General features: G+C 70.2%; 18 protein-coding genes. 11 read left to right on the top strand and 7 right to left on the bottom strand.

What is annotated here, in order from left to right; translation table 11 throughout:
• Positions 1-124 precede the first annotated feature (124 nt).
• The 11 genes from JNB62_RS12800 (at position 125) to JNB62_RS12750 (ending at position 11048) form a co-directional block, all read left to right on the top strand.
• Positions 125-478: a PTS sugar transporter subunit IIB gene (locus tag JNB62_RS12800; protein WP_220301272.1), complete on the top strand. Its 354-nt coding sequence runs from the start codon at positions 125-127 to the stop codon at positions 476-478.
• A gap of 52 nt (positions 479-530) precedes the next feature.
• Positions 531-809, top strand: a complete 279-nt coding sequence (locus tag JNB62_RS12795; protein WP_220301271.1) for an HPr family phosphocarrier protein — start codon at positions 531-533, stop codon at positions 807-809.
• 79 nt (positions 810-888) lie between these two features.
• Positions 889-2487: a phosphoenolpyruvate--protein phosphotransferase gene (gene ptsP / locus JNB62_RS12790; protein ID WP_374450928.1), complete on the top strand. Its 1599-nt coding sequence runs from the start codon at positions 889-891 to the stop codon at positions 2485-2487.
• 22 nt (positions 2488-2509) lie between these two features.
• A complete protein-coding gene (locus JNB62_RS12785; RefSeq protein WP_220301269.1) occupies positions 2510-4072 on the top strand; it encodes a PTS mannitol transporter subunit IICB in 1563 nt (520 codons plus the stop codon).
• Between the two features lie 145 nt (positions 4073-4217).
• Entirely contained in the window at positions 4218-4655 is a 438-nt protein-coding gene (locus tag JNB62_RS12780) for a PTS sugar transporter subunit IIA (RefSeq protein ID WP_220301268.1), read from the top strand.
• Entirely contained in the window at positions 4655-5815 is a 1161-nt protein-coding gene (locus tag JNB62_RS12775) for a mannitol-1-phosphate 5-dehydrogenase (RefSeq protein WP_220301267.1), read from the top strand. The genes JNB62_RS12780 and JNB62_RS12775 overlap by 1 nt, the downstream gene beginning before the upstream one ends.
• 141 nt (positions 5816-5956) lie before the next feature.
• The gene (locus tag JNB62_RS12770; RefSeq protein WP_220301266.1) at positions 5957-6721 is read left to right on the top strand and encodes an alpha/beta hydrolase; all 765 of its coding nucleotides are present in this window, start codon (positions 5957-5959) and stop codon (positions 6719-6721) included.
• Positions 6722-6760: 39 nt separating this feature from the next.
• Positions 6761-7483: a TSUP family transporter gene (locus tag JNB62_RS12765; protein ID WP_220301265.1), complete on the top strand. Its 723-nt coding sequence runs from the start codon at positions 6761-6763 to the stop codon at positions 7481-7483.
• A 165-nt stretch (positions 7484-7648) separates the two neighbouring features.
• On the top strand, positions 7649-9061 hold the full coding sequence (locus JNB62_RS12760; protein ID WP_220301264.1) for a flavin-containing monooxygenase: 1413 nt from the start codon (positions 7649-7651) through the stop codon (positions 9059-9061).
• Positions 9058-10095 (top strand): bile acid:sodium symporter family protein, encoded by a 1038-nt coding sequence (locus JNB62_RS12755; protein WP_220301263.1) that lies wholly within the window; start codon positions 9058-9060, stop codon positions 10093-10095. Before JNB62_RS12760 ends, JNB62_RS12755 begins: the two co-directional genes overlap by 4 nt.
• The gene (locus JNB62_RS12750; protein WP_220301262.1) at positions 10092-11048 is read left to right on the top strand and encodes an SDR family oxidoreductase; all 957 of its coding nucleotides are present in this window, start codon (positions 10092-10094) and stop codon (positions 11046-11048) included. Before JNB62_RS12755 ends, JNB62_RS12750 begins: the two co-directional genes overlap by 4 nt.
• Before the next feature lie 210 nt (positions 11049-11258).
• Here the strand turns inward: JNB62_RS12750 and JNB62_RS12745 are convergent, their stop codons facing one another.
• The 7 genes from JNB62_RS12745 to JNB62_RS12715 form a co-directional block, all read right to left on the bottom strand.
• The gene (locus tag JNB62_RS12745; RefSeq protein WP_220301261.1) at positions 11259-12374 is read right to left on the bottom strand and encodes an adenosine deaminase; all 1116 of its coding nucleotides are present in this window, start codon (positions 12372-12374) and stop codon (positions 11259-11261) included.
• 72 nt (positions 12375-12446) lie between these two features.
• Positions 12447-13766 carry a thymidine phosphorylase gene (locus tag JNB62_RS12740; RefSeq protein WP_220301260.1) on the bottom strand — a complete coding sequence of 440 codons (1320 nt, stop codon included), beginning with the start codon at positions 13764-13766 and terminating at the stop codon, positions 12447-12449.
• The gene (locus JNB62_RS12735) at positions 13763-14164 is read right to left on the bottom strand and encodes a cytidine deaminase (RefSeq protein ID WP_220301259.1); all 402 of its coding nucleotides are present in this window, start codon (positions 14162-14164) and stop codon (positions 13763-13765) included. The genes JNB62_RS12740 and JNB62_RS12735 overlap by 4 nt, the downstream gene beginning before the upstream one ends.
• An 8-nt stretch (positions 14165-14172) precedes the next feature.
• Entirely contained in the window at positions 14173-15447 is a 1275-nt protein-coding gene (locus tag JNB62_RS12730; protein WP_374450903.1) for an ABC transporter permease, read from the bottom strand.
• Entirely contained in the window at positions 15444-16775 is a 1332-nt protein-coding gene (locus JNB62_RS12725; RefSeq protein ID WP_220301258.1) for an ABC transporter permease, read from the bottom strand. Before JNB62_RS12725 ends, JNB62_RS12730 begins: the two co-directional genes overlap by 4 nt.
• Positions 16772-18286 (bottom strand): ABC transporter ATP-binding protein, encoded by a 1515-nt coding sequence (locus JNB62_RS12720; protein ID WP_220301257.1) that lies wholly within the window; start codon positions 18284-18286, stop codon positions 16772-16774. Before JNB62_RS12720 ends, JNB62_RS12725 begins: the two co-directional genes overlap by 4 nt.
• A gap of 89 nt (positions 18287-18375) precedes the next feature.
• Positions 18376-19494 (bottom strand): BMP family lipoprotein, encoded by a 1119-nt coding sequence (locus JNB62_RS12715; RefSeq protein ID WP_220301256.1) that lies wholly within the window; start codon positions 19492-19494, stop codon positions 18376-18378.
• Positions 19495-19646: the final 152 nt, after the last annotated feature.

The following is a 19646-nucleotide window of genomic DNA, read 5'->3' as shown; positions in this document are numbered from 1 at the left end:
CAGTCAACCACGAGCACCGGACAGGCGGACCGGCAGCGGACGACGCTTTTCCGCCCCTGCGGAAGAAGGACTGGTTGTCGACTCCCAGCGGTTTCACAAGAATGGGCCGAAAGGAGGCGGATCGATGAGGATCCTGGTGGTCTGCGGAGCGGGTGCCTCGAGCACCTTCGTCGCACAGCGCGTGCGTCACGCAGCCCACGAACAGGGTCTGGATTACGCCGCCTTCGCCGGCACCGAGGCGTCGCTTCCGATCGACCTCGATTCCGCCGACGTGGTCCTCGTGGGACCGCATCTGGTTCATGCGCTCGAGCGCATCGAACGGGATGCCGCGCCCCGGGGCACGACGGTGGTGCTGCTGCCGCCCGACATCTTCACCGACCGGGACGGCACGCGGACGCTCGCGCTGGTCCGCGCCGCGGTCGGAAGCACCGGGGGGCCGCCTCCGGCCGCGGGCGAGACCGCCGGCACCGACACCTGAACAGCCTGACCCGCACCGACAGCACCGAGCCCGAAAGACAGAGAGGTCCGATATGCCACCCGTCTCCCGCACCGTCCGGATCGGATCCGCGCACGGGCTGCACGCCCGTCCCGCCAAGCTCTTCGCGCAGGCGGCCAAGGACTCCGGCCTGCCGGTGACGATCGCCAAGGGTGCGGCGAGCCCCGTGAACGCGGCGAGCATCCTCGGCGTGATCGCGCTCGGCGTCGAGAAGGGCGACTACGTCACCCTGACCGCGGAGGGTGACGGCGCCGACGACCTGCTCGACGCGCTCACCGAGCTGCTGACCACCGACCACGACGCGGAGGCCTGACATGACGGAGCCCCTTGTTTCTCGAGAGCTGCGAGGTGTGGGGATCGGCCTGGGCGTCGCCCAGGGTCCCGTCGCGCGCATGGCCGAGCCGGCTCCGCCGCCGTCCGACGCCCCCAGCACGCTGACCGCCGACGAAGAGAAGGCGCGGGTCGCGGATGCCGTCGCCGCCGTCGCGCGCGAGCTCGAGGCCCGCGGCGCCCAGGCGGGCGGCGCGGCGCAGGAGGTGCTCGAGGCGCAGGCGATGATGGCCGAGGACCCGAGTCTCGCCGACGAGGTGAACGCGCGCGTCGCGCAGGGCCGCACCGGTGAGTTCGCGGTGTTCGACGCGTTCGCGTCCTTCCGCGATCAGCTCACGGCGCTCGGCGGGTACCTCGGCGAGCGCGCGGCAGACCTCGACGACGTGGCCCAGCGGGTCATCGCCCGGCTGCGGGGCGTGCCCGCTCCGGGAGTGCCCGACCCGGGGCATCCCTTCGTCCTCGTCGCGAAGGACCTCGCCCCCGCCGACACCGCGCTCCTGGACCTCGACAAGGTGCTCGCGCTCGTGACCACCGAGGGCGGCCCGACGTCGCACACGGCGATCCTCGCGCGCGAGAAGTCGATCGTCGCCGTCGTCGGGGCGGTCGAGGCGACCGGACTGCGCGACGGCGAGACGGTGATCGTGGATGCCGCAGCCGGCGTCGTGACCACCGAGCCCACCGCCGACGAGCTCGAACGCGCGCACCGGCGTGCCGCCGATCGGGCGGCTGCGGCATCCGCCCCCATCACCGACGGCGCCCTGGCCGACGGCACCGCGATCCCGCTGCTGGCGAACCTCGGCAACGCCGACGGCGCCGCCGAGGCGGTCGCGCTCGGCGCCGAGGGCGTCGGGCTCTTCCGCACCGAGTTCCTGTTCCTGAGCTCGAGCCAGGCGCCCACCGTGGAGCAGCAGCGCGAGGCCTACACGAAGCTGCTGGAGGCGTTCCCCGGCAAGAAGGTCGTGGTGCGCGTGCTCGACGCAGGGGCCGACAAGCCGCTCGCGTTCCTCAACGACGCACACGAAGAGAACCCGGCGCTCGGACTGCGGGGCATCCGCGCGCTGCGCGCCAGCGAAGACATCCTGCGCGAGCAGCTGACGGCTCTCGCCGAGGCGGATGCCGCCACCCAGGCAGACCTGTGGGTCATGGCGCCGATGGTGGCCACAGTCGAAGAGGCGCGGTACTTCACGGACCTCGCGCGCGACTACGGCATCAAGACCGCGGGCGTGATGGTCGAGGTGCCCTCGTCGGCGCTGCTGGCCGACCGCATCCTCGTCGACGCGGACTTCGCGTCGATCGGCACGAACGACCTCACGCAGTACACGATGGCCGCCGACCGGCTGCTCGGGTCGGTCGCGTCACTGCAGGACCCGTGGCACCCGGCGGTGCTGCGGCTCATCCGCGAGGTCGGCGATGCCGGCCGCGCCAACGGCAAGCCGGTCGGCATCTGCGGCGAGGCGGCAGCCGATCCGCTGCTGGCCGTCGTGCTCGTCGGCCTCGGCGCCACGTCGCTGTCGATGGCGCCCACGGCGCTCGCCGACGTGCGGGCCACCCTGCTGCAGCACACCCTCGACCAGGCGCGCGCCATCGCCTCGGCCGCCCTCGCCGCGTCCGACGCGGCATCCGCCCGTCTCGCCGCCCAGGAAGCCGCGGCCCGTCCGTAACCCGAGAACAAGGAGACCCATCATGACAACGGCGTCAACGCCCACCCAGGGCACGAGCAAGGCGCGAGTCGGAGTCCAGCGCTTCGGCACGTTCCTGTCCGGCATGATCATGCCGAACATCCCCGCGCTCATCGCGTGGGGCATCTTCACCGCGTTCTTCATCGACGTGGGCTGGACCCCGAACGCCGACCTCGCGACGATCGTCGGTCCGTTCATCCACTATCTGCTGCCGCTCATCATCGCCTACACCGGCGGCAACATCGTCTACGGCGTCCGCGGCGGGGTCGTCGCCACGATCGGCACGATGGGGGCGATCGCCGGCTCGGACCTGCTGGTGGCGAACTTCAACGCGGCGCTGCCCGAGGGCGACGCGCCGCTCGGCCAGGTGCACATGTTCATCGGCGCGATGATCATGGCGCCGCTGGCGGCCTACACCATGAAGTGGCTCGACAGCCTGTGGGAGGGCAAGATCAAGGCGGGCTTCGAGATGCTCGTCAACATGTTCTCGGCCGGCATCTGGGGCTTCGTCATGGCGATCATCGGGTTCTACCCGATCGCGTGGCTGGTGAACGGCATCATGCAGGCGCTCGGCAACGCCGTCGGCTGGCTCGTCGAGACGAACCTCCTCCCGCTGACCAGCATCCTCATCGAGCCGGCGAAGGTGTTCTTCCTCAACAACGCCATCAACCACGGCGTGCTGACCCCGCTCGGCATCGCGGAGTCCGCCGACACCGGGCAGGGCTCCATCCTGTTCCTCCTCGAGGCGAACCCGGGCCCCGGCGTCGGCCTGCTGCTGGCCTTCACCTTCTTCGGCATCGGCGCCGCCCGGGCCTCGGCTCCCGGTGCGGCCGTGATCCAGTTCTTCGGCGGCATCCACGAGGTGTACTTCCCGTACGCGCTCATGAAGCCGATGCTGATCCTCGCGCTCATCGCGGGCGGCATGACCGGTGTCACGACGAACATGCTGCTGGGCGGCGCTCTGCGCGCACCCGCGGCGCCAGGCAGCATCATCGCGGTGGTCGCCCAGGTGGCGAACAACTCCTACGTGGCGGTCCTGCTGTCGGTGGTGCTCGCTGCAACGGTGACATTCCTCATCTCGTGGATCATCCTGCGCGCCTCGCGCAAGCGCGACCTCGAGGCGATGGCGGCGACCGACGACGCGTTCGGCGCGGCGATCACGCAGACCGAGGCGGCCAAGGGCAAGTCCTCCGACGCGCTCGCCGGTCTGCGCGGCGGCGCGGCCACCCAGGCCGACGGCGGCATCGAGCCCGCCACCATGACCGAGAAGCAGATCAAGAACATCGTGTTCGCGTGCGATGCGGGCATGGGCTCGTCCGCCATGGGCGCGAGCGTGCTGCGCAACAAGATCAAGAAGGCGGGCATCGAGGACGTCACGGTGGTCAACAAGGCGATCGCGGCGCTCGACCCCTCAGCCGACCTGGTCATCACCCAGAACCAGCTGACCGACAGGGCGCGGCAGAAGACCCCCGACGCGGTGCACGTGTCGGTGGACAACTTCATGAACTCGCCCCGCTACGACGAGGTCGTGGACCTCGTGCGCAGCCAGCACGAGGATAGGTCCTAGCAGAGACCGCGGCGGGGCCGGGCGGGCGCGAGGCCCCCGGCCCCACCGCCTCTCACCCGGCGGCGCCGGGTGGCGGCAGGTGTGCTGAGCGAGGCACGAGACGAAGCATCCATTCATCTCCGAATCACACGAGAAGGGCGAGAACATGGCACGCGAGGTTCTGAGCATCGGTCAGGTGCGCATCCACTCCGGCAGCGCGTCGAAGGAGGAGGCGATGAAGGAGGCCGCCGACATCCTGCAGGCCGCGGGCGCCGTCACGGGCGCCTACTACGACGCCATGCTGCAGCGAGAGCAGACGGTGTCGACCTACATGGGCAACGAGCTCGCCATCCCCCACGGCACCAACGAGACGAAGGGCGAGATCCTGGAGTCCGCGCTGTCGGTCGTGCGCTACGACGGCGGCGTCGACTGGGACGGCAACCCGGTGACGTTCGTCGTGGGCATCGCCGGCAAGGGCGACGAGCACCTCGAGATCCTGTCGCAGATCGCGATCCTCTTCTCGGACGAGGACGACGTGGCACGCCTGAAGGCGGCGCAGACGCCGGAGGAGCTGTTCGGGCTCGTGTCGGCGGCGGGCGTGTGATGAAGGCCGTCCACTTCGGGGCCGGCAACATCGGGCGCGGCTTCGTCGGGCTGCTGCTGCACCAGGGCGGCTACGAGCTGGTGTTCTCGGACGTCGCGGCGCCGCTCGTCGACGCCATCAACACCGTCGACCGGTACACGGTGCACGAGGTGGGCGAGGGTGGCCGCGACACGGTCGTCACCGGGTTCCGGGCGCTGAACAGCGCCGAGCATCCGGATGCCGTCATCGAAGAGATCGCCGGTGCCAACGTCGTGACGACCGCGGTCGGGCCCACCGTGCTGAAGTTCGTCGCGCCGCTCATCATGTCGGGGCTGGCGCTGCGCGATCCGTCCAGCCCGCCGCTGCAGATCATGGCGTGCGAGAACGCCATCAACGCGACCGACCTGCTGCGTGACGAGATCAAGGCGCAGGCCGGCGAGGCGTGGGACGCGCTCGCGGGACGCGCGGTGTTCGCGAACACCGCGGTCGACCGCATCGTCCCCGCGCAGCCCGAGGGAGCAGGCGTCGACGTCACCGTCGAGCCGTTCTTCGAGTGGGCGATCGAACGCCCGCCGTTCGGCGACGACCCGCCGACGATCCCGGGCGCGCACTTCGTCGACGACCTGGCGCCCTACATCGAGCGCAAGCTCTTCACCGTCAACACCGGGCACGCCACGACGGCGTACTTCGGTGCGCAGGCGGGGATCGACACGATCGCGGCGGCCCTGTCCGACCCGGCGATCGCCGCCCGTGTGTCGGCGGCGCTCGAAGAGACCTCGGCGCTGCTCGCGGTCAAGCACGACCTCGATCCCACGTCGCTGGCCGACTACCGCGCGACGATCCTGCGCCGGTTCCGCAACGCCGCCCTGCCCGACACGGTCTGGCGCGTCGGACGCCAGCCGCTGCGCAAGCTCTCGCGGCACGAGCGCTTCGTGGGCCCCGCCGCGGAGGCGGCGGAGCGCGGGCTCGCCGTCGACGCGCTGGTCGCCGCGATGGGCGCCGCCCTGGCGTTCGACGACACCGAGGACGCGCAGTCGGTGGACCTGCAGCGCATGCTGCGGGAGCAGGATGCCGCGAGCGTCACGGCCGCCGTCACCGGCCTCGAGCCGCAGCATCCCCTCTTCGCCAAGGTCGAGGCGGTCGTCGCGGCGCGCCAGGCAGAGCTCGGAGTGGCCGGCTGACACAGTCGCTCGTTCACGTCGGCACGGGTTGCGCTTCGTCTCGCTCGTGCCTCGCTCGCTCAGCGACCGGAAGGCGAAGGCGACCACCCGGCCGCTGAGCGAGCGCCAGCGAGACGAAGCGTCGCGCCCGGATACGCTCGTGTGGTGAGCACCCGCACCCCGAGATCCCGTCGGCGCATCCTCTGGTGGGTCCTCGGGTCGATCGGCGCGTTGATCGTGCTGGCCGTCGTGGGCGTCGTGATCTGGAGCCAGGTTGGCGTCATGGCCGCCGAGCCCGAACCGCTCGCCGAGGTGCGCGCGAACCCGGCGATCGAGGTCACCGACACCGATGCGGGCATCGTGCTGGCTCCCACGGGCGAGTCCGCGGACGTCGGGCTGGTGTACATCCCCGGCGCCAAGGTCGATCCGTGGGCGTACGCGTACAAGCTCTCGGGCCTCGTCGCCGACGACGGCGTCACCGTCGTCATCACGAAGCCGTGGCTGAACCTCGCGTTCTTCGACCTGCGTCCGCTCTCGACGTTCACCGACCTGGCGCCGGACGTCGACACGTGGCTCGTCGGAGGCCACTCGCTCGGCGGCGTGCGCGCGTGCCAGCTCGCCGTCGACGCCGACGGCCTGGCCCTGTTCGCCTCGTACTGCGCGAACGACCTGTCGGACTCGGGGCTGCCGGTCATCAGCGTGTCGGGCAGTGAGGACGGGCTGTCGACGCCCGAGAAGATCGCCGACGCACGCGACGTGCTGCCCGCTGACGCCGCGCTGCACGAGATCGCCGGCGCGAGCCACTCGTCGTTCGGCGACTACGGTCCTCAGCCCGGCGACGGCACGCCCACGATCGACGACGACGACATGCGGGATCAGCTGACCGAGCTGGTGGGCCCGTTCGCGCTCGACGTCTCCGGCGGCTGAGCCGGGGCGCCCTCGCACAGCCGCCTAGACTGGAATCCCGTGACCGTCATCCTCGCGGGCATCGCGACCTTCGTCGCCGCGATCATCCAGCGCATCACCGGACTGGGCTTCGTGCTGGTGCTGGTCGGCCCCATCGTCCTGCTCTACGGCCCCGTCGAGGGCGTCACGCTCGCCGTGCTGCTGGCGTTCGTCGCCTCGCTGGCGGCCCTCCCGATGGTGTGGCGACACATCGACTGGAAGCGGTCGGGGTGGCTCATCTGGCCGGGCCTCGTCGCGGCGCCCTTCGGCGCGCTCGTGGTGCGGCTGCTCCCGGACGCCGCGCTGCTGCTCGTCATCGCGGCGATGGCGTACCTCACCCTCGTCGCGGGTCACATCCCCGCCCTGTCGGCTCCGCTGACCGGGCGGCGCGGCGCGGTCGCGGCGGGTGCCGCCGCGGGCTTCATGAACGTCGCGAGCGGGCTGGGCGGACCGCCGCTGGCGGCATACGCCGTCGGCGACCGGTGGGGTCAGCGCAGCTTCGCCGCGAGCGCGCAGCTCATCTTCATCGCCTTCGACATCGCGACGGTGGCCCTGCGCGGCCTGCCGGTCACACCGCCCGAAGACGTCGGCACCCTCGTCGTCGCCACGATCGCGGGCATCGCGATCGGCACGGTGCTCTCACGCAACCTCGCTCCGCGCATCGCTCGTGCCGCGATGCTCGTGATCGCGTGGGCCGGGGCGACGGTGGTGCTCGTGCGCGGCATCCTGGCACTCTTCCCATGAGCGTGACTTGGCGTATGTGTACGCGACACGCCAGCGTGTCGCGTACACATACGCCAAGTCACCGGCGCGGGGATGCGCGATTTCTGTCAATGCCGAGTAACGCTTAGGGTTCTGTCGGCGCAGTGCCGCGCCCGACACGATGGAGTGCGAGAAAGACATGGAGCAATGAGCAGGTATGCCGTCATCGGCGCGGGCCCGTCGGGACTGTCGGCGGCGCGCGCTCTGCAGCGCGCCGGCATCGAGTTCGACGGGTACGAGGCATCACGCGGTGTCGGCGGACTGTGGGACATCGAGAACCCCCGATCGACGATGTACGAGTCGGCGCACCTCATCTCTTCCCGCACGACCACCGAGTTCGCCGAGTACCCGATGGACTCGACGGCTGACTACCCGAGCCACCGCGAGCTGATCCGGTACTTCCGCGGCTTCGCCGACCACTTCGGGCTCACCGGTCGCTTCCGCTTCGACACGAAGGTCACTTCGCTCGAACCCGCCGAGGGCGGCGGATGGATGCTGCACGCCGGCCCTTCGTCAGGCTCAGGGACCGGGGGTGACGGCACGGTGAGCGCGCAGTACGCCGGCGTCATCCTCGCCAACGGCACGCTGGCCGAGCCCAACATCCCCCCGTTCCGCGGCGAGTTCACCGGCGAGCTGCTGCACACGAGCGCGTACAAGTCGGCATCGCAGATGACGGGCAGGCGCGTGCTCATCATCGGCGCCGGAAACTCCGGCTGCGACATCGCCGTCGACGCCGTGCACCACGCCGCGTCGGTCGACATGAGCGTCCGCCGCGGCTACTACTTCGTGCCGCGCTACCTCTTCGGCAAGCCCTCGGACACCCTCAACCAGGGCCGTCCGCTCCCGGCGCGCCTCAAGCAGGCACTCGACAGCCGTGTGCTGCGGGCGTTCACCGGCGACCCCGTGCGGTTCGGGTTCCCCAAGCCCGACTACAAGATCTACGAGTCGCACCCGATCGTCAACACGCTGATCCTGAACCACCTGGGGCAGGGCGACCTGCGCATCATGCCCGACATCGACCGCTTCGACGGGCGGACGGTGCACTTCCGCGACGGCTCCTCGGCCGAGTACGACACGGTGCTGCTCGCGACCGGCTACAAGCTCGACTATCCGTTCGTCGCCCGCGAGGCGCTCGCGTGGCAGGGCTTCTCGCCGAAGCTGTTCCTCAACGTCTTCCCCCCGTCGTTCAACGGGCTCTACGTCATGGGCATGATCGAGGCCTCGGGCATCGGCTGGCAGGGGCGCTACGAGCAGGCCGAGCTCATCGCCGCGTACCTCTCCGCCCTCGAGCACCACCCCGAGCGCGCCGCCGCCTTCCGCGCGCGCGTCGCCCTCGAGCCGTGGCCCGACCTCACCGGCGGGTACAGGTATCTGGGCCTGGAACGCATGTCGTACTACGTGAACAAGGACGCGTACCGCCGCGCCGTGCGCATCGAGACCGAGGGACTGAGAAGGGATGCCGCGCCCCGGCGTGACGGCACTCGTGCTGAGCGGGGTACGAGACCACGCATCCGGTCGACCTCCCGTCGTGCCGACGGCCAGAAGGAGGTGCCGGCGTGAATCCCGACGACGTCGTCCTGAGCTTCAATCCGAGCACGCTGCTGATCCTGGACGTCGTGCTGGGGCTCATCATGTTCGGCATCGCGCTGGACACCACATTCGACGATTTCAAGGTGGTCCTGCGCAAGCCCAAGCCGTTCGTGATCGCGATCCTCGCGCAGCTGGTCGTGCTGCCCGCGGTGACCTTCGCACTGACGCTGATCCTGCCTGTCACGCCGTCGATGGCGCTGGGCATGATCCTCGTGGCGTGCTGCCCGCCCGGCAACATCTCTCAGGTGCTGACGCACCGCTCGGGCGGCAACGTGGCACTGTCGGTCTCGATGACAGCCGTGTCGAACCTCATCTACATCTTCGTGCTGCCGCTGTCGGTGGCATTCTGGGGATCGCTGCACCCGGCGGCGAGCAAGCTGCTGGAGACCGTCGCGCTCGACCCGTGGGCGATGCTCGGCGAGATCCTGCTGATCATCGGTCTGCCCTTCGCGATGGGCCTGTTCATCCGGCACCGCTTCGCCGCGTTCGCGCGCCGCGTGCAGCCCTTCGTGAAGTGGTTCTCGCTCATCGCATTGTGCGGCTTCATCGTCGGCGCGCTGGCGGGCAACTGGGCGTACTTCATCGCGTTCCTGGGCCTCATCGTGCTCGTCGTGACCGTCCACGACGCCGTCGCCCTCGCCATCGGCTACGGCACCGCGGTCGTCGGCGGCCTCGGCACGCGCGAGCGCAAGGCCATGACGTTCGAGGTCGGCATCCGCAACTCGGGCCTCGGCCTCGGCCTGATCTTCACGTTCTTCGGCGGCCTCGGCGGCATGGCCATCGTCGCGGGCTGGTGGGGAATCTGGGACATCATCGCGGGCCTGATCGTCGCCGCCCTGTGGGCCCGCCACACCCGCCGACGCACCGGGTCGCCGAAGGGCGACGCGTCGCGTCACGCGATGCGGACGGTGGATGCCGCGGCCCCGGGCACCTCAGTGGCCCCGGGTGCCGCACCGAACGACGGATCCCCCGCCGCCGACGACCCGCCGGAAGTCGCATCATGAGCCGCCGCGTCCTGATCACCGGAGGCTCCGGGTTCCTCGCCACCCACGTCGCGGCAGCCCTCGTGGCACGGCCGGATGTCGAGCTGGTCGTCGCAGGCGACGTGCGCGGGCCGCGGCATCCCCTCGACGGCGTCGTCTATGCGGACTGCGACGTCACCCGGCCCGACGCCCTGACGCCGCTGCTGCGCGAGCACCGCATCGACGTGGTCGTGCATCTCGCGGCGATCGTGAACCCGGGGCGCGACCACGAGCTGGAGTACCGCGTCGACGTCGACGGCTCGCGGCACGTGCTCGAAGCCTGTGTCGAGGCGGGCGTCGAGCGGATCGTCGTGTCGTCGTCGGGCGCGGCGTACGGATACCGCGCCGACAATCCCGAATGGCTGCGCGAGAGCGACCCGGTGCGCGGCAACGACGAGTTCCCGTACTCCCGGCACAAGCGGCTGGTCGAGCAGCTGCTCGCCGGATACCGCGAGGCGCACCCCGAGCTGGAGCAGGTGGTCTTCCGCATCGGCACGATCCTCGGGCCGACCGTGCAGAACCAGATCACCGCACTGTGGGACGGCCCGGCGCTGCTGGGCGTGCGCGGCTCGGAGTCCCCCTTCGTGTTCGTGTGGGTCGACGATGTCGCCGCCGCCATGGCGCGCGCCGCGACCGACGGGCCGCCGGGTGTGTACAACGTCGCGGGAGACGGCCGCGTCACGGTGCCCGAGATCGCCCGTCGCCTCGGCAAGCGCGTCGTGTGGGTGCCCGCGGGGCTGCTCGGCGCCGGACTGCGCGTGGGCCGGGCGCTGCGGCTGACCGTCCACGGACCCGAGCAGGTCGGCTTCCTGCGCTACCGGCCCGTGCTCGCGAACGATGCCCTCAAGCGCGACTTCGGCTACACGCCGGCGAAGACCTCGGCCGAGGCGTTCGAGGCCTATCTGGAGTCCCACCCCGGCGTGGCCCGCGGCTGAAGCGGCGCCTGCGGCTGAAGCGGCGCCTGCGGTTGAGCAGCCGGGCGGCGCTCCCGAGCTCCCCCTCGTCGTTCGCGCTGTCCCTTTCGGCACGCGCTACAGATCTCGTAACGGCCCAGATCTTCGCGAGTCCGGCCGGTGCGCTCGCGGCAGAACCAGCGAGAGAGTGGATGCCGGGCGCCCGGCATCCACTCTCTCGAACGCTCGCGATCAGGCGTCGAAGCCGTCGGCGATGAGGTCGATCAGCTCTTCGCGCTCTTCGACGGGCAGGAACGCGCCCGCGGCGGCGTTGAGCTGGAACGCCTCGAGGTCGTCGAGACCGTACTCGAACGTCTCGGCGAGCAGGGCCAGCTCGCGCGTGAGCGACGTGCGGCTCATCGTGCGGTTGTCGACGTTCACCGTGACGGCGAAGCCCAGCTGGTACAGCAGGTCGAACGGGTGGTCCTCGAGGGTCGTGCCCCAGCGCTCGATGGCGCCGGTCTGCAGGTTCGACGACGGCGACAGCTCCAGCGGGATCTCACGGTCGCGCACCCAGCGGGCCAGGTCGCCGAACTGCACGAGCACCTCTTCGCCGGCGCGCGAGACGACCTCGAGGTCCTCGGCGATGCGCACGCCGTGGCCGAGGCGCAGCGCGCGTCCGTCGATGAGGGCCGAGCGGATGGAGTCGAGCCCGGCGGCCTCGCCGGCGTGGACGGTCGCCGGGAAGAACTCCGACGCGAGGTAGTCGAACGCCTCGCGCAGGCGCGACGGCGGGAACCCGTCCTCGGGGCCCGCGATGTCGAAGCCGACCGCGCCGCGCGTCCGCCAGTCCACCGCGAGGCGCGCGATCTCCAGCGACCGGTCGGTGTGACGCATCGACGAGATGAGCTGCCCTACGCGGATGTCGTGGCCACGGCTCTCGGCCGCATCCTCGCCCTCCTCGATGCCCTCCTGCACGGCGGCCACGACCTCGTCGAGCGACAGGCCGCGGGTCAGGTGCTGCTCTGGGGCCCAGCGCACCTCCCCGTAGATGACGCCGTCGGCGGCCAGGTCCTCGACGAACTCACGGGCGACGCGCGTGAGACCCTCGCGGGTCTGCATCACGGCGATCGTGAGGTCGAACGTCTTCAGGTACTCGACGAGCGAGCCCGAGTCGCTCTTGTCGGCGAACCAGTCCGCCAGGTCGTCCGCGTCGGACTCGGGGACGTCGAGGCCGATCTCGTCGGCGAGTTCGATGATCGTCGCCGGACGCACGCCGCCGTCGAGGTGGTCGTGCAGCGAGACCTTCGGCAGGCTGCGGATCGACACCCCGTCGAGGATGGCGTCGCCGTGCTGGTCGATGGGCATGGGGTTCTCCTCGAGGGCGATCGCAGGGGGTGGGTGAGAATTGGGTGCCGCGAACCGGCGCGACTGAACAGTCTAGGCAGTGATGCGCTCGCGGACGAGGGGCGTGGTCGCCGGAGCCTCCGCCCCGATCGACCATGCGCCGTCGACGGCGTCGAGGGCCCGGTCGAACCTCGATGCATCCTCGCCCAGCAGGGTGAACAGCGGCTGTCCGGCGGCGACCTGGTCGCCCGGCTTGACGTGCAGGTCGATGCCCGCCGCGTGCAGCACCGGATCCTGCGCCCGCGCGCGCCCTGCGCCCAGGCGCCAGGCGGCGATGCCGAACGGCAGGGCCTCGAGCCGCGTGACGTAGCCGGCCTGGGATGCCGTCACGGTGTGGGTCTCGTTCGGCGCCGGCAGGGCGGCATCCGGATCCCCGTCCTGAGCGCGGATCATCTCGCGCCACGCGTCCATCGCACGACCGTCCGCGAGGGCTGCCTCGACATCGGCGTCCGGCTGACCGGCCAGCGCGAGCATCTCGCGTGCGAGGGCCACCGTGAGCTCGACGACGTCGGCAGGGCCGCCGCCGGCGAGCACCTCGACCGACTCGCGCACCTCGTTCGCGTTGCCGATCGCCAGGCCCAGCGGCGTGTTCATGTCGGTCAGGAGCGCCGTCGTCGCGACGCCCGAGTCTGTGCCGAGCTCGACCATCGTGCGGGCCAGCTCGCGCGCGCGGTCGAGGTCCTGCATGAAGGCGCCCGAGCCGAACTTCACGTCGAGCACGAGCGAATCGGTGCCCTCGGCGATCTTCTTCGACATGATGCTCGACGCGATGAGCGGGATCGCCTCGACGGTGCCGGTGACGTCGCGCAGCGCGTAGAGCTTCTTGTCGGCCGGCGCGAGACCGGAGCCGGCGGCGCAGATCACGGCGCCCACGTCGCGCAGCTGCGCGAACATCTCGTCGTTCGACAGCGCCGCGCGCCAGCCGGGGATCGACTCCAGCTTGTCGAGCGTGCCGCCGGTGTGGCCGAGGCCCCGGCCCGACAGCTGCGGCACCGCGACACCGAAGCTCGCCACCAGCGGGGCGAGCGGCAGCGTGATCTTGTCGCCCACGCCGCCCGTGGAGTGCTTGTCGACCGTCGGCTTGCCGAGGTCGGCGAAGCTCATGCGCTCGCCCGACGCGATCATGGCGTCGGTCATGACGCGGATCTCGTCGCGCGTCATGCCGTTGAGCAGCACCGCCATCGCGAACGCCGCCATCTGCGAGTCGGCGACGTAGCCGCGCGTGTACGCGTCGACCATCCACCGCAGCGCGGGCTCGCGCACCGCTCCCCCGTCGCGCTTGGCGCGGATGACGTCGACGGCATCGTACGCTTCGACTCGTCCCTCGCTCAGTTCAGGCGCCTCGGGCGTCATCGGGAGGCCTCCTCGAGGTCGCGCGGACCGAACGCGTCGGGCAGCACCTCGTCGATGGTGCGGATGCCCGACACCGTCTCGAGCAGCATGCCGGGGATCGCGAACTCGTACAGCAGCTGACGGCAGCGGCCGCACGGCATGATCGTGTCGCCGTGGCCGTTGACGCACACGAACGCCACGAGCCCCCCGCCGCCGGTCATCGCGAGCTCGCTCACCAGGCCGCATTCCGCGCACAGGGTCACGCCGTACGAGGCGTTCTCGACGTTGCAGCCGGTCACGATGCGTCCGTCGGTGACGAGGGCCGCCGCCCCCACCTTGTAGCGCGAGTACGGCGCATATGCGCGCTGCATGGCATCGGTCGCCGCGGCACGCAGCTCGTCCCAGTCGATATCGGTCACGGGTCGGTTCATCCCTTTATGTATGGTTTGCCCGCGGCGGCAGGACCGCGGATCTGCCCGGCGAAGCCCGCCACGGCGAGGATCGTGACGATGTACGGGAGCATCAGCATGAACTCGCTCGGGATCGGGGTCTTGAGGATCGTCAGCAGGTTCTGCAGGTTGGTCGCGAAGCCGAACAGCAGCGCCGCGAGGCTGGCGCGGATCGGATCCCAGCGGCCGAAGATGACGGCGGCGAGGGCGATGAAGCCGAGGCCCGCGGTCATCTCCTTGCCGAACTGCGGCACCGACACGAGCGTGAAGTAGGCGCCGCCGATGCCGGCGATCGCGCCCGCGAGCGAGACGTTCCAGAACCGTGTCGGGTTCACGCGGATGCCGACGGTGTCGGCCGCCTGGGGGTGCTCGCCGACGGCGCGCAGCCGCAGGCCCCACCGGGTGCGGTACAGGGCCCACGCGACGACCGCGACCGTGATGTACATGAGGTACACGATGAAGGTCTGGTCGAACAGCACCGGACCGATGACGGGGATGTCGCTGAGGAACGGGATCTCCCAGCGGCCGAATCGCACCGGACGGTTCAGGGCGTCCTCGTTGGGGACGAGCAGCGCGCCGTAGAGGAAGCCGGTGAGCCCGGTCACCAGCACGTTGAGCACGACACCGACGATCACCTGGTCGACGAGGTACTTGATGGCGAACGCCGCCAGCACGAACGAGACCAGCACGCCGCCGATCATCGCGCCGATCAAGCCGATGAACGGGTTGTGGGTGATGCTCGAGAGCAGCGCCGCCGAGAACGCGCCCAGCAGCAGCTGCCCCTCGATCGCGACGTTGACGACGCCCGCGCGTTCGCCGATCACGCCGCCGAGGGCGCCGAAGACGAGAGGCACCGACAGCGAGATCGCGCCGAACAGGAGGCTCGTCACCGGCACGAGACCGCCGGCAGCCGCCCACACGAGGAACGCGAACACCGCCAGCACACCGAAGACGATCGTGAGCCACAGCGCCGGACGGCGGTACGACCACGCGTCGAAGAAGGCCCACGCCGTCAACACCACGAGCAGGCCCACGACGATCCAGCTCGTGGCCGCGGTGGGCACCGCGATCTCGCCGAGACCGCCGTCGAGCCGGAACCTGCTGGTGCCGTCGCGCGGGACGAAGAAGAAGAGCGCCGCGAGCAGCACCGTGGCCGCGGCCAGCACGATCGGCACCTTGAAGTGCCGTTCGCGGACCGTGGCCAGCTGGACCGTGCCGTCTGCTGCCTCCTGGGGAGCGAGAGTGGTCATCATGCCACCGCCTTGTCTTCGACGGCCTTGGCTCGCTGCTTGGCAGCCTTGGCGCGGGCCTGCGCAGCCTTCTCCTGATCGGTCTTGGGAAGGAAGAACACCGCCCGCAGCAGCGGGGGCGCGGCGATGAACAGCACGATCAGCGACTGCACGACCAGCACGATGTCGACGGGGATCCCCTGCGCCTGCATCGAGAACGAGCCCGCCTTGAGAGCGCCGAACAGGATGCCGGCGGCGAAGGTGCCCCACGCGCGGCTGCGTCCGAGGAGCGCCACGGTGATGGCGTCGAAGCCGATGCCGGCGTCGATCGCCGCGGTGAAGCCCGTCGTGACCGAGCCCTGCACCTGGTTCATCGCCGCAAGACCGGCGAGGCCCCCGGCGAAGAGCATCGCGTAGATGTAGATGCGCTGCACGCTGATGCCCGCGGCGCGGGCGGCGTGCGGGTTCTCGCCGACCGCGCGCATGCGCAGGCCGAGGCTCGAACGCTCGATGATCCACCAGACCACGACGGTCGCCACGATGACGATGACGAAGCCCCAGTCGAGCTGCGGGAACCGCGGCCCGAACAGGTCGGGGAACCGCGCCGTCTCGGGCGTGGCGGCGGTGATCGGCTGGTTGGTGCCCTCGCGCTGCAGCAGGCCGGGCGTGCGGATCATCCACAGCAGCAGGTAGTACGCCACGTAGTTGAGCATGATCGTGAGGATCACCTCGTGCGCGCCGGTGCGGGCCTTGAGGACGCCGACGAGACCGCCCCACAGCGCACCGCCCACGATGCCCGCGATGAGCGTCAGGGGAAGGTGCAGCCACATCGGCAGATCGATGTGGAAGGTGAACAGCGCCGCGAACATCGCGCCGATGAGCATCTGGCCGCGTGCACCGATGTTGAACAGGCCCACGCGGAAGGCGAGCGCCACGCCGAGGCCGGCGGCGATCAGGGGCGCGGCGAAGCCGAGCGCGTTGGTCAGCGGCCGGATCTGGGCGGCGAAGTCGGGCGCCTTGTAGTTGAACACGGCACCGCGGAAGAGCGCCTCGTAGCCGCCGTACACCGACTGCCAGATCGCGACGAAGGTGTCGCCGGGCCGGGCGAAGAAGTAGCCCGACGCGGTCTGCACGTCCTCGTCGGTGAGGGCGATGAGGATGCCGCCGACGATGAGCGCCAGCACGATCGCGAGGATCGTGGTGACGGCGCTGCCGCGCAGCAGCTCCTTCACGAAGATGCTCGTGCGGGGCGGCCCCTGCTCGTGCCCCGTCAGGGGGCCCGACACCGGGGGAAGCTGCTCGGGGGGAAGGCCGGCCGACGGGTCGCCGGCCGGAGTGGTGCTGTGGCTCATGCCGCCGCCTCCGGGTCCGTTGCTCCGGCCATCATGAGGCCGAGCGTCTCGCGTGAAGTGTCACCGGGCACGATGCCCACGATCGTGCCCCGGTACATCACCGCGATGCGATCGGCCAAGGCGCTCACCTCGTCGAGCTCTGTGGAGACGACGATGACCGGGATGCCGGCATCCCTCGTCTCGATGATCCGCTTGTGGATGAATTCGATGGAGCCGACATCCACGCCGCGGGTGGGCTGTGCGGCCACGAGCAGGCGCAGATCGCGGCTCATCTCGCGCGCGATCACGACCTTCTGCTGGTTGCCGCCCGACAGCGTCCCAGCAGGCGTGGCGGGCCCCTGTGCGCGGATGTCGAACTCCGCGATGCGCTCGCGCGCGAACTCGGCCAGCGCGTCGCGGCGCAGCGTGCCCGCTCGCACGAACGCGGGATCGGTCGAGCGGTCCAGGATGAGGTTCTCGGCGACGGAGAACCCGCCGACCAGTCCGTCCTCGTTGCGGTCCTCGGGCACGAACCCGACACCCTCGTCGAGGATGCCCCGGACGCCGCGCCCGACGAGCTCGACGCCGCCGAGGGTGATCGACCCCTCGACGCGTGCGGCGAGTCCGACGATCGCCTCCACCAGCTCGGTCTGTCCATTGCCCTGGACGCCGGCGACGGCGAGGACCTCGCCGGGTCGCACGTCGAAGCTGACGTCGTCGACGACGATCGCTCCGCCCGGCGTCAGCACCCGGAGGTCGCGCACCTCCAGGCCTCCCTCGCCGACCTTCGGCGGGTCCTTGTGCACGGTGAGCTCGACGGCGCGGCCGACCATGAGCGAGGCCAGTTCGGCGTTGGTCGCGGTGGGCTCGGCCTCGCCCACGACCTTGCCCAGGCGGATGACGGTGATGCGGTCGGCGACCTCGCGCACCTCGCGCAGCTTGTGCGTGATGAACACGATGGCGGTGCCCTCGTCGCGGAGCTGGCGCATGATCGCCATGAGCTCGTCGGTCTCTTGCGGCGTGAGCACGGCCGTCGGCTCGTCGAAGATGAGCACCCTGGCGTCGCGCGAGAGGGCCTTGATGATCTCGACCCGCTGCTGCACGCCGACGGGAAGGTCGCCGACGAGCGCGTCCGGGTCGATCTGGAAGCCGAAGCGGGCGGCGACCGTCTTCACGTGCTCGCGTGCCTTGGCGAGGTCCAGGGCGCCGATGCCCTTGGTGTCCTCGTGCCCCAGCATGACGTTCTCGGCGACGGTGAACACCGGGATGAGCATGAAGTGCTGGTGGACCATGCCGATGCCGGCGGCCATCGCGTCGCCGGGGCCGCGGAAGCCCTGCGGCACGTCGTCGAGGAGGATCTCGCCCTCGTCGGCCTGATACAGGCCGTACAGCACGTTCATGAGCGTGGACTTGCCGGCGCCGTTCTCGCCCAGCAGGGCGTGGATCTCCCCCGGCTCGACCGTGAGATCGATGTGGTCGTTGGCGACGAGGCTGCCGAATCTCTTCGTGATCCCGCGGAGCTCGAGCTTCATATCTGCACCTTATCCAGTCCGTTCTTCAGCAGAAAGGACGGCGGCCGGCCGGATGCGCGCATCCGACCGACCGCCGCTTCAGCCGTGTGTCACGGGGAGTTCGGCGACTCCACCGTGATGTCACCGGCGATGATCTGCTCCTGCAGCGTGGCCAGCTCGTCCAGCAGGCCCTCGGGCAGCTGCGACTCGAAGTCGTGGAAGCTCGAGAGCTTCACACCCTCGTTCTCGAGCGTGCCGATGTACGGCGCCACGTCGAAGTCGCCCGTCGAGGCCGAGACGACGGTGTCGTGCACGGCGACGTCGATCGCCTTCATGATCGACACCAGCGTGATGTCGGCGACGCTGTCGTCGGCGACGGCGAGGTCGCTGTCGACACCCATCATGACGGTCGAGGTGCCGCTGTCGGCGATGGCCGCCGCTGCGCTCTGGTAGATCGGGCCGCCGACGGGCAGGATCACGTCGACACCCTGGTCGAGCACGCCCTGAGCGGTCTGCTTGGCGGTGTCGTTCGCGTCGAAGCCGCCGGTGAAGGAGCCCTCCTGCGTCTCGATGTCCCAGCCGAAGACCTCGACGGCGCCGCCCTTGTCTTCGTTGTACTTCTCGACGCCGAGCTGGAAGCCGTCCATGAAGACGGCGACCGACGGGATCTGCATGCCGCCGAAGGTGCCGACCTTGTTCACGCCGTCCTGCGCCGACCATGCCGCCGCGGCGTAGCCGCCGAGGTAGGCCGCCTCAGCCGTGTTGAAGACCAGCGGCTTGATGTTCGGGGCGTCCGTGGTGCCGTCGAAGTCGGTGTCGGCGTAGTCGTCGATGATCGCGTAGTTGACGTCGGGGTTGGCGTTGGCCGACTCGACGGTCGCGGCCGACAGGTTGAAGCCGACCGAGATGATCAGGGTGCAGCCCTCGGAGACGGCGGTCTCCATGTTGGGCGCGTAGTCGTTCTCGGAGGTGGACTCGAGCTCGAGGCCTTCGACGCCCAGCTCGTCCAGCGCGGAGTCGAGGCCCTCCTTCGCCGACTGGTTGAACGACTTGTCGTTCCAGCCGCCCGCGTCGGACACGAGGCAGGGCTTGAAGCCCTCGACGAGGTCGCTGCCCGCGTCGCCGGTCGACGACGTGTCTTCGGGCGCAGTGCCGCAGCCCGCGAGGACCAGGGCGATGCCCGCGGCGGCTGCAAAGCCGGCGAGCTTCTTGGTGCGTGAGATGGTCAACTCAGCCTCCACAGGATTCCCCCCGCGTCCTTCACGGGGACTGCACAAAGTTACCCACTGTGTCGGCGCGGTTGCATGCTGTGCGGGGCACTGTTCGCGAAATGTTGCAAGACCGCAATATGGTGCTCAAATGAGCACGGGATGCCGCGGCC

This window comes from Microbacterium jejuense (assembly GCF_019511665.1).
Taxonomy (GTDB): Bacteria; Actinomycetota; Actinomycetes; order Actinomycetales; family Microbacteriaceae; genus Microbacterium; species Microbacterium jejuense_A.
The sequence above is the reverse complement of the archived record's forward strand: the minus strand, read 5'-3'. Positions and strand labels throughout refer to the sequence as shown.

Bases quoted from the DNA above. Each gene is read 5' to 3' on its own strand.
- JNB62_RS12780 (WP_220301268.1), top strand. From the start codon at position 4,218: ATGGCACGCGAGGTTCTGAGCATCGGTCAGGTGCGCATCCACTCCGGC.
- JNB62_RS12775 (WP_220301267.1), top strand. From the start codon at position 4,655: ATGAAGGCCGTCCACTTCGGGGCCGGCAACATCGGGCGCGGCTTCGTC.
- JNB62_RS12730 (WP_374450903.1), bottom strand. From the start codon at position 15,447: ATGATGACCACTCTCGCTCCCCAGGAGGCAGCAGACGGCACGGTCCAG.
- JNB62_RS12745 (WP_220301261.1), bottom strand. From the start codon at position 12,374: ATGCCCATCGACCAGCACGGCGACGCCATCCTCGACGGGGTGTCGATC.
- ptsP (WP_374450928.1), top strand. From the start codon at position 889: ATGGCCGAGCCGGCTCCGCCGCCGTCCGACGCCCCCAGCACGCTGACC.
- JNB62_RS12760 (WP_220301264.1), top strand. From the start codon at position 7,649: ATGAGCAGGTATGCCGTCATCGGCGCGGGCCCGTCGGGACTGTCGGCG.
- JNB62_RS12720 (WP_220301257.1), bottom strand. From the start codon at position 18,286: ATGAAGCTCGAGCTCCGCGGGATCACGAAGAGATTCGGCAGCCTCGTC.
- JNB62_RS12740 (WP_220301260.1), bottom strand. From the start codon at position 13,766: ATGACGCCCGAGGCGCCTGAACTGAGCGAGGGACGAGTCGAAGCGTAC.
- JNB62_RS12800 (WP_220301272.1), top strand. From the start codon at position 125: ATGAGGATCCTGGTGGTCTGCGGAGCGGGTGCCTCGAGCACCTTCGTC.
- JNB62_RS12750 (WP_220301262.1), top strand. From the start codon at position 10,092: ATGAGCCGCCGCGTCCTGATCACCGGAGGCTCCGGGTTCCTCGCCACC.
- JNB62_RS12795 (WP_220301271.1), top strand. From the start codon at position 531: ATGCCACCCGTCTCCCGCACCGTCCGGATCGGATCCGCGCACGGGCTG.
- JNB62_RS12785 (WP_220301269.1), top strand. From the start codon at position 2,510: ATGACAACGGCGTCAACGCCCACCCAGGGCACGAGCAAGGCGCGAGTC.
- JNB62_RS12725 (WP_220301258.1), bottom strand. From the start codon at position 16,775: ATGAGCCACAGCACCACTCCGGCCGGCGACCCGTCGGCCGGCCTTCCC.